General features: G+C 52.3%; 10 protein-coding genes. 6 read left to right on the top strand and 4 right to left on the bottom strand.

Features of this window, described 5'->3' with window-relative positions; translation table 11 throughout:
• Window positions 1-135: 135 nt before the first annotated feature.
• From AADEFJLK_RS22325 to AADEFJLK_RS22315, 3 genes are all read right to left on the bottom strand, one after another.
• The gene (locus AADEFJLK_RS22325; RefSeq protein WP_103975853.1) at window positions 136-507 is read right to left on the bottom strand and encodes a cupin domain-containing protein; all 372 of its coding nucleotides are present in this window, start codon (window positions 505-507) and stop codon (window positions 136-138) included.
• A 3-nt stretch (window positions 508-510) separates the two neighbouring features.
• Window positions 511-1197 (bottom strand): tRNA (adenosine(37)-N6)-threonylcarbamoyltransferase complex dimerization subunit type 1 TsaB, encoded by a 687-nt coding sequence (gene tsaB, locus AADEFJLK_RS22320; protein ID WP_088618192.1) that lies wholly within the window; start codon window positions 1195-1197, stop codon window positions 511-513.
• A 929-nt stretch (window positions 1198-2126) separates the two neighbouring features.
• Complete coding sequence (locus AADEFJLK_RS22315; RefSeq protein ID WP_146054710.1) at window positions 2127-2306, bottom strand: hypothetical protein; 180 nt, start codon at window positions 2304-2306, stop codon at window positions 2127-2129.
• 78 nt (window positions 2307-2384) lie between these two features.
• Between AADEFJLK_RS22315 and AADEFJLK_RS22310 the strand changes: the two genes are divergently transcribed.
• The 4 genes from AADEFJLK_RS22310 to AADEFJLK_RS22295 all read left to right on the top strand — a co-directional run bounded on the left by AADEFJLK_RS22310 (window position 2385) and on the right by AADEFJLK_RS22295 (window position 9169).
• Window positions 2385-3185: a hypothetical protein gene (locus AADEFJLK_RS22310; RefSeq protein ID WP_103975851.1), complete on the top strand. Its 801-nt coding sequence runs from the start codon at window positions 2385-2387 to the stop codon at window positions 3183-3185.
• A 26-nt stretch (window positions 3186-3211) separates the two neighbouring features.
• Entirely contained in the window at window positions 3212-6223 is a 3012-nt protein-coding gene (locus AADEFJLK_RS22305; RefSeq protein WP_103975850.1) for a tubulin-like doman-containing protein, read from the top strand.
• Window positions 6224-6794: 571 nt separating this feature from the next.
• A complete protein-coding gene (locus tag AADEFJLK_RS22300; protein ID WP_103975849.1) occupies window positions 6795-8303 on the top strand; it encodes a flagellar basal body-associated FliL family protein in 1509 nt (502 codons plus the stop codon).
• Complete coding sequence (locus tag AADEFJLK_RS22295; protein WP_103975848.1) at window positions 8300-9169, top strand: esterase-like activity of phytase family protein; 870 nt, start codon at window positions 8300-8302, stop codon at window positions 9167-9169. Before AADEFJLK_RS22300 ends, AADEFJLK_RS22295 begins: the two co-directional genes overlap by 4 nt.
• 55 nt (window positions 9170-9224) lie before the next feature.
• Here AADEFJLK_RS22295 and yoaA read toward each other — a convergent pair whose 3' ends face one another.
• Window positions 9225-11138, bottom strand: a complete 1914-nt coding sequence (gene yoaA / locus AADEFJLK_RS22290; protein WP_103975847.1) for a DNA repair helicase YoaA — start codon at window positions 11136-11138, stop codon at window positions 9225-9227.
• 238 nt (window positions 11139-11376) lie between these two features.
• Between yoaA and AADEFJLK_RS22285 the strand changes: the two genes are divergently transcribed.
• On the top strand, window positions 11377-11910 hold the full coding sequence (locus AADEFJLK_RS22285) for a Slp family lipoprotein (RefSeq protein ID WP_088618190.1): 534 nt from the start codon (window positions 11377-11379) through the stop codon (window positions 11908-11910).
• An 8-nt stretch (window positions 11911-11918) separates the two neighbouring features.
• Window positions 11919-12710 carry a sulfite exporter TauE/SafE family protein gene (locus AADEFJLK_RS22280; protein ID WP_103975846.1) on the top strand — a complete coding sequence of 264 codons (792 nt, stop codon included), beginning with the start codon at window positions 11919-11921 and terminating at the stop codon, window positions 12708-12710.
• Window positions 12711-12910 lie beyond the last annotated feature (200 nt).

Here is a 12910-nt window from a genome sequence, read left to right as displayed (position 1 = left end):
GTCATATAGACTGTTTTGGCCAAAACTTATATAAACGAATGGTAAGATTACCGCCCGCTTGACGAGCGGCTTAATAAAATCCGCCAAGCACCTCGGAGCGCGGGCATCTTGCCTGCCATCCCAAACGACAAAGCACTATAACGTCCCCAGCCCCTCATAAACCTCCAGCCGGAAGCGCGGCGAACAAATGGCCAAAAACACTAGGTCAACATCTCCGATATTGGTGATTTGTTGCGGACAGCGCGGCGGGATGATGACGACATCACCCTCGGTGACGGTTTGCGGCGGCAGCCCTTCGATAGCGACCACGCCTTGCCCCGCCAGCAGCACATAGCGTTCGGTTACGCCGTGCAGGCGGTGCAATTGGGTAGTGACACCCGGCTTGACCCGCGCCCTGGCGACCGACACCTCGGCATCGGCGGGGCTATTGGACAGCTCTAAGATAAAACAGCCTTCGGCAAAATAATACTCGTCCGCCTCATCGGCCTTGAGGATCTGCGGCTGCATGGCTTAACAGCGCTCCACTTCTTTTTTGGCGACCTTATTGCGCAAGTACACCGGCATGGCACGCTCCACCGACACCGCCTGTTGCCGGGCAAAGCCCCTCATCCCCAAAGAAGCAATCGCCCGCGCCCTCGGCAACGGGTCAATTTCATAATGGCTGATTTGCTCACTCAATTGCTCAAGCAACACCTGCGCGTATACACCCCACCCCGTCCCCAAGCCAACACCCGGCAAATCGGGGTATTCGATCAACTCCGGCGGCGTGACCACCTCACTGCCGAGCAATTGGGCAAAGCCATCGGCATCGCGCTGGTAAACCCCCCAAAAAATCTCCCCCATCCGCGCATCCATCGCCACATAGGCGACTGTCGCGTCATGCTGGTCAAAATAATCTTGGGCAATCGCCGCCAAGGTCGAGACCGGCATTACCTGTAAATCCAAGCCTAAGGCCATGCCCTGCATAATGCCTGTGGCAATACGCACACCCGTAAAAGAACCGGGGCCGCAGCCAAACGCCAAACCGTCCAAATCGGACGGTTGCAGGCCCGCCGCTTTCATTAGCTCATCAACCATCGGTAAAATCAGTTGCGTATGTTCTTTACTGGCAAGGGCATAGCGTTCATGGATAACACCATTAATCGTCAATGCCGCCGAGCAGGCATCAGTTGCAGTTTCTACGGCGAGTAATTTCATGTGTAAAGTCCTATTGAAAAATGGGGGAGTCAAAACAAAGATCCGCACACAGGCGGCTAAGGTTTTAGTCTAGTCGTTAAAAAAGGCTTGTTAACGCTGTAGCATTGGCTAGGGTTTGAAGGAGTGTGGGATTGTGGGGATTTAAGACAGGCTTTAGGAAAAATAGCTCCATTTCTATAGGGTATAGCAGCTAAAAATTCATCTCGGTAACACAATGGCCGAGACATTGGGGGAAGCTACGGCAATAGCCTAGCGCACTAGGCTTAACAGAAGCTTAATGGGTCGGCTATGCGGCAAAAAACGCCCCGACATCGGCAATCGCTCCGGCGGATATTTGATGCCCGAAAACGGATTTTTGCCTTGTCGGGTTATGGCATCTCAGTAACCGCTCATGAACCGTCTGACATTTTTACTTCTGCGGTTCCCTGAGCGAAACCGAAAGGGTGGGTAGAGGCTTTTTCTTCCCTCCAACCTTCACCTATACGGCGGGGAAGACGCTTTTAGCACCAGAGTACCGGACAACCATCAGTTGCCGTTTCTATAGCAAGTCGTTTTATCATGACATAAACCTCTATTTTTTAAACGCACTTAACTGACTTAAGCAGCCACTTTGCCAAGCGGTTCAGACAGTATTTAATGGTGTTAAACAGAGCGGAATCAAGTTAGAAAGGTATCCAGAAAAAATTTATTTTTTTCATTGGCAAAGATAATCTATACTCATTTATAACTTGGATTGATACTTATAACCTAAATTAAGGGGGTAAATGCCGTTATGTCGATTTTTTCATTGGTAGAAATCATCATTGAAGTCACCAGAAAGCTATTTGATGCAGGTAATACAGGCCTTGAGTTACTCGGCTTGAGCACTTTTTTGGCTTCGGCTTTCGCGGTAGGTGCCCCGCCAATTCGACGCTGTTTTGGAATAAGGCCTATAGTAACACCCCGCTAGCCATTTTGGCAGGACTGTGTTCTTTTATCCTGACCGGGCCGTTGCTTTTTTCGGCGCCGGTTTTATGCACGCTTGACGAATAGGCGGCGGCTCTGGCGGAATAGGCCATCGGCAATACCATCAGTTGGTCGGTCATCAGCATTTTATTGGTTTGGTTCATGTTACAGTCGGCTCTCATCGGCTTGCTGGGCATCATGGCTTACAACAATATCCGGGTATTCCGCTAGGAGGCGGCGTTATGTTAGACATTATCCAAGAATTTGTGCGCGTCACCTTAGAATGCTTATTGGCTTTTTTAAGCGACGATGCCATTGCCCTCAGCAAGCCGGGACTGGGCAGGGTATTGCGTTGGCTGGCGGTATTGCTGCTCAGCCTGCTGGCCGGTGTCGGCGCACACCAATGCCGCCAGCTCTGGAACCGGGAACGTACGCCTACCAAATACTGGCTGCTGTCCGCCGGGACGGCTTTGGCCACCCTGTTGTTCATCACCTCGTTTTTAAGCCTGAACTATCTGAAAGCCGTGTCCATCAACCGGATAGACCGCTGGCAAGACACCATCCAGAACGACCGCGCCTGGAGCCAAGAAACTTTCCGCCTCGCCTACTATGCCATCAAAAAACTCGGTAAGGAAGATTTCAGCAACTACCCGGCACCAGAAAACGGCGGCGACCTCACCCCCGTCAGCCACGAATCATCGCGGCGTAAAACCGGCGAAATTTATGTAAACCGCGCCATCGCCGAATTTAAAGACAGCCACCCCTATCTCAGCCTCATCCTAAAAGCCGACCTGGCCATACCCGAACAAAAAATTTACGAGGCACAAAACCTATTTTTTACCGCCAACCACGGTAAAGCCTATAACTCGAATGATGCCATCGGGATTGCCGCCACCGAATTGAAACAGGGCTTAGAGCGGCGCATCCCGCCGCTGATTACCACCACACGGCTCATTATTTCCGTAAGCTACGGCTTATTTATGTTCATAATATTTACTATTATCGGCTTTATTGCGTATCGCAATATTAAAGTCTTCCGTTAAATCTTCCAATCTGGAGAAATTCCACTATGAGCAGTCATTTAGTTATCGGCCTGGGCGGTACGGGCGGCAAGGTCATCCGTTCCTTTCGGAAACTGGTGTTCCAGCAATTTCATGAGCGCGAACCCAAGGCCCTGAACATCCAGTATTTATATGTGGACTCCAGCTCCGAAATGATGGCGCATGACGACCCTAATTGGAAAATTTTAGGCAAAAACCTGCAATTGGACAAGCACCGCCAACTGCTTATCAAAGGCGGCGCCGACTTGTCCGCACATCTGGAAAACTTAAGCAACTACCCCGGCATCCAAGCCTGGATCGGCGACAAAAGCCAGTGGAAAGACATCTTAAACAGCATTGTCGGGGAAATCTTAGGCGGCCAGAAACGCCGTTTAGGCCGTTTCCTGTTTGCCTGCAAAGTCAAAGAATTCCGCGACCGCGTCCAAGCCCTGGTGCGCGACCTACAAAACGCCAGCGGCAACAACGCCGTGACCTTTCACATCTGCTGCGGCTTGGCCGGCGGCACGGGTAGCGGCAGCATCGTTGATGCCGTGTGCCAAATCCGCGAGATGTACCCCAACGACAAAATCATCCTCTATACCTTACTGCCCGACAGCCACCCCAAACCTAACTGGGATACCGGCAACTACCACGCCAACGGCTACGCCGCCCTATTAGAATTAAATGCCCTCAGCATCGGTGCTTGGCAACCCCACGACGTTACCGGCAACAAAAGCCGTTTGCAACTGAAAGACCCCTTCAACGGCTGCTACCTGTTCTTTAACAAAAACGAAAACGATGTCGCCGTCGATGTCGAACGCGATGTCCCCGACATCGTCGCTGACTTCCTGTTCCAAAAACTGGTGGTGATGCGCGAATTGCGCTGGGAAAGCTTGGCACGGATGGAAAACGCCGAAAACGGCGACGGCACCCCCGAATGCACGTTAACAGGCAGCCCCGAACGCAGCAAACGCTTTTTGGCTTTCGGCCTCAAACGCCTGGCCTACCCCGAAACCGAAATCCGCGAGTTCCTCACCTACCATTTCGCCAAACAGGCAGGCTTGCAGATGCTCTTTAACAACTGGACAGACGGCATCGGTTTCCACGACGAACCCAAGCCCTATCCCTTTGCCATGGAAGTCCGCAAAAAAGAAGTGCGAGAACGCTGGGCAATCAGTGACGAACACCTGACTTTATCGCGCGGCATCTTAATAGAAGAAGTCAACACCAAAACCTGGCAACCGTTTGCCATGGAATGGCAAAACTTTATCGTCAACTCCAAACTGCTGCTCAAAGACTCCGTCACCGCCGACCGCTGGGTCGCCGAGTTGCAAAGCCGTTGCCAAGACCGCTTTGAGCGCGGCTTCCGCCAACACGGGGTGCATAAGTTTTTTGAAATCAAAACCGCCACCCATGCCGACCACGCCCGCGAAATCCGCCGCCGTATCGAGAGCGAACTGTTTGAAGAATGGCGCAACGGCACCCGCTCGCTCTACGACATCAAACGTCTGCTCGAAGCCCTGCTGCAAAGCTTAGACGAATACCTGCGCGACTGCGCCGAAAAAGTCGTCTTCCACCAAACCACCAGCGAGGCTATCCAAATCCAGCGCATCAACCCCAACCGCCGCGAAGAATCGAAAGTCGGGGTATTTTCCGCCATGCTCGGCAAACGCGAACAACTGTTCGAGGCACAATCGCTGGCCTTGCAAGACTATTATTTCCACCTTACTTGCATGGAAGGTTGGCAATTCGCCCAAACCCTGTTACCCGTCATCGTCCGCGATATTACCGCCTTTGCGAACGAAGTCGACCAAACCTTAAGCTCTCTGGTCGAAATTAATAAACTGTTCCAAAAAGGCATTGACGAACGCTGCCAAAACACCGACAAAAACGACTTCCGCCGTCCCTTAGTCTATTTCTACCATCCCGACATTGTCAGAAGCTTTAGCCAACGTCTGGTCAAAGACAAAGCCATGCAAGCCAACCAAGCGATGGCGGCACGCGACGCGCTTATCAACCAATTGGGCGAAAACGCCAACTTCAGCCAACTCAATGCCCGCATCCTCAAACAACAATGGATGGACTCGATAGAAAGCGTTTGCGAACAATCCGTGGAAAATGCCCACAACACGGTCATTACCGTCGAAAAGGATCTGCCGCGCCAACTGAACGTCAGCATTATCGAAAAGCTTGCCAAAGAATTTAGCGGCAACGAAGAAGGCCTCACCCGTTTCGTCCATGACCTTGCCAACTACGCGGGCAACTACCTGACCTTTAACCCCTTAGAAGTCAATAAAAAAGGCCCCGGCATCGCCGAATCGCCCACCAAACTGTCGGTATTTGCCGTCATTCGCCCGCAAACCCGCGATTGGGGCAGCTTTGCCACCCAACTCGACGGCATCTTAAAGGGCAGCCGCAACATCCAACCGGAAATATTGCAAAGCGAAACCCGCAACAGCGAAATCACCTTCATCAACATTACCAACCTGTTCCCGCTACGCTATGTCCAGCACTTGGTCTTTCTGAAAGAACGCTACGACCTGCGCCTCAAACAGACCAGCAACCCAGGCCGCCTACGTCTAGAATTGCACTGCGAAGGTGACGGTAACCAACACCCTCCGCTTTACACCGCTTCGGAAGAAGACAACCGCCGCGAATCCTTGCCCTATCTGCTGATCGCCCGCGCCGTCGGCGCCATCCAATTGGTGACCAGCCCCAGCACCGGCAAAAGCGAACTGAACCTGCTCAGCAAAGACAGCGACGGCTTCGACAACGACCCGATCTTGCTCGGCGCAACCCTGCCCGAATCGGTCGACAAGCTGAACATCAAAAACAGCAGCCTGATTAAAAGCGAAGTGCAACGGATACTCCAGCAAAACTACCAACATGTCGATAAGCAAAAAGAGCTGGTAGCGCAAATCTTGGTCTTGGTCGAAGGCATCAAAGCCGACGAGTGCCAAGGCGACATCAACGCCCCGCTCTACAAACGCTTTAACGAAGCGGGCAAACTGGCGGTAAAAATAATCCGCGGCGACGCTTAATTTTTCATACCAACGTAGCGATTTATACGTCAAACGGTCAGGCTTCCGGTTTTTTAGCGGGAGGGAGCGCGGGCATCCTGCCCGCCAGTTACGGTCAAGATGACCGCGCCCAAAAACCGAAAACTCGACCGTTCAGCGTATATATCGGGTCACTCCCCCTCCAGTTACTCCGAACAACGCCCTTATGGAGCCAACCGAAGCAGAAAAAAAACACATCAAAATAGTTACTTCACGCATTATCTTTGCAAGGTTTACAGCAAACTGGTGGTAATATTAGCTAAGCGTTTCACCATGCGCAAATGTCGGTCAATAAAATAGAAAAAGACGGCAAAACCTATTCAAAAACCCTACCAATTAAAACCAACCCTACCGATGCAAATATTGGGTGACATTAAGGGCATGACACGGCAACCGATATGCAGACCAGGCAGACTTAACAACATAAAAAATGGGCAGGAAATAACTCAGGCAACCCCTGTGACAATAATAGCCAAATTATTTTATACCCGTTCCTAAACAATAAACCTATTCTTAAGTAAAACTACTGAACCGACAAAACGGCGGGGACTCTATGGCAAAGCAAGGCAAATGTTCCAATTTCGGCAACTGTTCCAAAGCGGATCAGGGGCAAATCATCAACCACGTTGCCGGACAATCTTTTGAGTGTCCAGAATGCGGTTTTCATTTAATAGAAATTAACCAAGGCAACGGGAAAAAATGGCTGATTATCGGTGTCCTGGTGGTACTGCTAGGTGCAGGGGCACTTGCCGCTTTCCTCATAACCCCCGCCTCCGACCCTGCACCGGCGCCCGTACAGGCAGCATTACCCCCGCCCAGCCCTATCGGCAACTGCACGTTGTTGCCCGTCCGCAAAACGGCCGCCCCCAATTGGTATGCGGCCATTGAAATAGGCGGCAGAGGCATTAAACCATTGGCCCTAAAATTCAACAGCCAATTAGAACCCGAAGACGCTTATCCGCTTGACACCCAAAATGTCAACGCCACAGACCAAAACAACTTGCCGGAAGTAGTGGATGCCGTTTGCCAAGACATCAATACCTTCCACGAACAATATGGCGACCTGCCCATTTATCTTATCGCCTCCAGTGCGTTTAATGGCGACGAGAAAAAACCCCAACGTGAAGAAATGCAAAACGTTTTGGTTGAAAAATTTCACCTACCGTTTGAAGCCGTCGATGTCAAATGCGAAACCCATTATACCTTGGAGTCCATTCTCGCACCGCCAATCAGCTTAAAACACACGGTGCAGTCCAATCAACTGACGGAGCTTTTACCGCAAAAAAGACGTTGCCAAGCCGCGCTATTAGATATTGGTAGCGGTAACATTAAAGGCGGCTACTATACCCATTGCGACAAAGACAAACTACCCGAAAAGGCCGTCAGTTGCAGCAGCCAAACCGCTTACGCGCTTAATGAGCCCAACCAATACCACTATTATGAAATACCTCATTTAGGTACGACCGAATTTGCCAAACAAGCCAAGGAAACAGCGACCGATAAGGCAATCCCATTTACCGAGGCTATCGGACAAGTCCGCCGCAATCTGGATGATAAGCTATCCAGACAAATCGACATCCATCCTTATTTAACCAATAATAAGGACGATAAACGCCTTTATCTGGTGGGTGGTGCCGTATGGGCAATGAACACCTTATTATGCCTTGACTGTCCCCAATACGATGACCGCTCCAAAACGGATAACCAAAACCGCTACACGACATTAAAGCTTAGCGATATTGCCGAATTCCACCGTGCCGTAAACACCCCAAATAACGCACTCTGCGACATAGAAAACAACCCCTATCTTGCGTTAGATTTAGATACCAAAAAAACCTCGCCCTTATCCGGCGAACGTAAGAGGGCGCAACAAGAGGCGATTACAAAAGTCTGTAACATCTTCAAGCCGGACACCGACTTAGTCGCGGCAGCGGAAATCTTACAAGCCACCGTTAATGGCATGCACATCGACGGGCAGCGGCCTTTATTTTTTATGCAGGACAATTTATACACCTGGTCAAGACAATATTTAATTGAAAAAGTAACCCAAGGCAAACCATGAACCTAAAACTCATCATCACCCTAACCGCCCTTTTAGCCGCCCCCGCCTGCTTTGCCGATTGGCAATCGGTAGGCGAAGGCAAAACTATCGGCATCAGCGGTATTGCCCCGATTGACAAAACCCGCTACTTGGTCGTCCACGACAATAAAAAACCCGACCAACCGCGCTTAAGCATTATCACTGTGGGCAGCAAAACCGCCAGCTTAGCCTCTATAGCGTGGTGCGATAAAGCCAAGCCGCCGATTGATTTGGAGGGCCTGACCGCCATCCCCAACCATAGCGGCGAATATCTGGTGCTGGAAAGCAAAGGCAGCGTCACCCGCATTAAACTCAGCGGCAAAACCTGTAAAGTGACCCACGCCGCCTTTAACCTACCCACCCAAACCGAAGCCAGCAATATGGAAGCCTTGGCCTTACAATGCTTTGGTAAAAACTGCCTCTTAGCGTGGGCGGAACGCGGCAAAAACCAACAACCCGCCCAATTGTCTTTTGGGGTGTTCGATGTGAAGAACAACACCCTGAGCGCCCCGGCCAATCCGCCTTATCCTTTCCATGCCCCCGCCCCCACTGCCGATGAAGCCCGCTCCATCAGCGACATGGCGATTGGCCAAGACGGCGGATTATGGGTTAGCGCAGCCTCCGACCAAGGCGACGACGGCCCCTTCCAAAGCGCCGTCTACAAAATCGGCCAGTTTCAGAAAGATAAAGGCAAAGGTGAATGGTTATACCCTTTTTCTAACCCCGAAGAACACAGCAAGTATGATAAAGTCAAAATCGAAGCCCTTAATTTCACCGCTGACGGCCAGCTAATTTTAGGCACCGATGACGAAAACCAAGGCGCTAAAGTAGGCGTTTACCCCAAATAAACCGTCACATAGGCGTAAAATTGCGTGTGCGTACCTTTAGAGGTACGCACACCACCTAACCGTCCCCAGCAAAAAACGCCTGCACGTCGGCAATATCCCGGCTGCGGCGCATCGGCGGCACACTGTCCAAAAACAACTGCCCATACGCGCGTTTTAACAAACGCGGGTCACACACCATCAGCACCCCCCGGTCGTTCTCGTCACGGATCAAACGCCCTATGCCCTGCCGTAAGGCAATCACGGCGGCGGGGATCTGATGCTCGAAAAACGGATTTTTGCCTTGTTGGGTCATCGCATCCAAACGCGCCTTTAGCACCGGATCGCCAGGCGAGGCGAACGGCAGCTTGTCGATAATCACGCACGATAAGGCCTCACCACGGACATCGACCCCTTCCCAAAAACTCGCCGTCCCCAACAGCACGGCATTCCCCGCCTGTTTAAACTGTTCCAATAATTGGGTTTTCGGGCGGCTGCCCTGCACCAGCAACGGATAATCCAAGCGGTTTTTTAACAGGTTTTCCGCCTGTTGCAAGGCGCGGTGGCTGGTGAACAAAAAAAACGCCCGGCCTTTACTGGCTTGCAAAACCGGCAAGACAAACTCTATAATCTGCGGGATAACATTCGGGTCATTCGGTTGCGGCAGGCCTTTAGGATGGTAAAACAAGGACTGCTTAGCATAATCGAACGGGCTTTCCCAACTATGGCAACGCGGCTCCGCCAACCCCAAACTATTGGCAAAATGGTCAAACTTATTGGCTACGCTAAGCGTCGCCGAGGTAAATATCCAAGCCGCCTGATGCTGCTGCATAAACTGCCGGAACTCACCGGCAATATCCAGCGGGGTGCGGCTTAAGGTAAACGATTTGCGGTGCACCTCATACCAGCGTATCCATTTGCCGCCCTCACTGTCCATAATGGCCGCCAATTGCGCCACCAACTCATCGGCGCGTTTAAAACAGGTCTCCAGCCCCTTGGTTTTGACCGAAGCGATTTCCAGTTGTTGGTACAAGCCTTGCAGTTGCGCCTGCACCGCCCGCAAGCCCCCCATAATGTTCGGGTTATTGAGCAACTCCTGCCACTCGCCGCGCTTCATCTCCACCCCAAACGCCAAGCGCACGTCTTTCAGCTCATGCTCCAGTTCCTCAGCGGCGGCGCGTAAGGCCGGAATGTCGGTGGCATCTTTATAATATTCAAGCAACGCGTCTTGTGCCAAATCTTGCAGTTGCTTCGCCCCGATGTTAATGCCCAAAAAATTCGACGCGGTGTCTGCCAATTGGTGCGCTTCGTCAATAATCACCACCTCGGCGTTGGGCAGCAATTCGCCGAAACCGTTGTCGCGGATCGACCAGTCGGCGCACAATAAATGGTGGTTAATGACCAGCACCTCGGCTTCTAGGGCTTTTTTGCGGGCTTTAACCAGAAAACACTCGGCATAATCCGGGCAGTCTTGACCCAGGCAATTATCCGCCGTCGAGGTCGCCAAATACCAGACCGGGCTGGTTTCCGGCACGTCGGCAATATCGGCGATGTCGCCCGTAACCGTGCGCTTGCCCCAGGCATTGATTTTTGCCAAGGCCACCGCATCTTCCTTACTAAACCCCATATTCGACGTTAAGGCATTTTTGAGCCGATAAGTGCACAAATAATTGCTGCGGCCTTTCAGCAATGCCGCCAGAAACGGCGTTTTAATGGCTTTGCGCAACAACGGCAAATCCTTGTTAAAGAGCTGGTCTTGCAGGTTTTTCGTGCCTGTGGACACCAGCACCTTGCGCCCCGATAAAATGGCCGGAATTAAATACGCGAAGGTTTTGCCCGTTCCCGTCCCTGCTTCGGCCAGCAAATGCTGGCGGTCAGTGATGGCGGCATGGATGGCTTGGGCCATTTCCAGTTGCGCGGCGCGGGGCTGATAACCTGTAATGGTGGTCGCCAATGGGCCAGTCGGGCTAAAAAAAGTAGCGAGTTCGGTCACGGAATAAAGGCAGAAAAAAGTCGAAAGATGACATAGTAGGGGAATGCGGGCAAGAATGCTATGTGGCTGGCGATAAAAATCCCCATTGCGCGGTGAACTTCCATTAAAATACCGTTATCCACAGTAAACTTGGGCGTAGCCGCTAAAGCAGGGCACTTCTCAGCAGACAGTCATAAACCTGCCTTAGGTTCCACCCGTTATTAAAAAATTTTCCGGCCACCCCTTTAAGGAGGGTAAGATGAAAGCCTATTTACTGCTCTGCTGCGTCCTGCTGACGGCTTGCTCGTCCTTGCCGCCCGCGATTAGCGATCCGCCCCACTATGATTTATCCTATAGCGAAGCCAGCCAAAACCTGACCAAATACAAAAACGCCCCTGTGCGCTGGGGTGGGGTGATTGTCGATGTTGCCAACGAGGAAAACCGCAGCCTGATCCAAATCCTCTCCTACCCCTTAAGCAGCCAAGGCCGCCCGCTGACCGACCAGCCTCACCAAGGCCGTTTTGTTATCAGTTCGCCGGAATTTTTAGATCCGGCTGTATACGAAAAAGACACCCAGATCACCGTGGCGGGGATGTTAGCCGGAGAAATTGACCGCACCGTCGACAAAAAAGTCCTGCACCTGCCCTTACTGAGCCTCACTGCCCTGCACTTATGGCCGGATTATACCAATAATCCGATGTACGGCAGCTACGGCACATATAACGCCTATTATGGCTACCCAGGCTGGGGGGGCGCTTTTTACCGCCCGATTTTCTTCCCACCACCACGTTAAAAATCACTATGCTCAGTATTTTTTTAGCCAGCCTCGCTTTAGGGCTGGTCGCTGGCTTATTAGCCGGACTGTTTGGCATTGGTGGCGGTTTAGTCATCGTCCCTGTGCTGGCCTTTGTTTTTAAAGAACAAGGCTACCCGCCTGATATTACCTTGCTGATGGCGGTCGCCACCTCGCTGGCGACCATCATCCTGACCGCCCTGTCTTCCGTCTACGCGCACCACCGCTTAGGCTCGGTGATATGGCAAAAAGTCTGGCGGCTCAGCCCGATGATTATGGTCGGTTCCGGCCTAGGCGCGGTAGTGGCGGAACGCATCCCCGCCGACACCTTGCGGCTGATTTTGGTCGCCTTTTTGCTCTATGTCGGCATCCAAATGGCCTTCCAGCTTAAGCCCAAGCCGGGCGCGGCAGCACCGCCCTTATGGCTAGACGGCATCGCGGCGACGATTATCGGCCTGATGTCGGCGATTGTCGGCATTGGCGGCGGCACCTTGACCGTCCCATATCTGGTGTACGGCAACCAACCCATGCGCAATGCCGTCGCCATTTCCAGCGCCTGCGGCCTGCCCATCGCCATTGCCGGCACCGCCAGTTACGCGCTGTTAGGCTGGCACGCCACGCACCTACCCGATTACAGCGTAGGCTATGTGTCCTTACCCGCCTTTGCCGGAGTCGGCCTGACCAGCATCCTGACCGCCCCCTTAGGGGCAAAATTGGCCAACAAACTGCCCGCCGCACACTTAAAACGCTATTTCTCGGTGCTGTTATGGGTAATGGCCGCCAAACTGTTGTGGCATTAAGCGCAGCGGTTAGGGTGTTTGAGGCTGTTAGGGTATTTAAATAACTGACGTTACGCAGTAACGTCGCTTTACCCCCGTTTGCCGCGCCGAGCATCGCAGGTTTTGTCGGGATAAGCCCGAAGGGGCGCGGCAGGGATGCCGCGCGTCGGCAAGTGGGCAGGAGCCCACTTTGCCGACCCCCGACAAAACCGAGAAGCGCA

This window comes from Methylovulum psychrotolerans, from assembly GCF_002923755.1.
Lineage (GTDB): Bacteria > Pseudomonadota > Gammaproteobacteria > Methylococcales > Methylomonadaceae > Methylovulum > Methylovulum psychrotolerans.
This window is presented reverse-complemented; position numbering and strand designations above follow the sequence as displayed.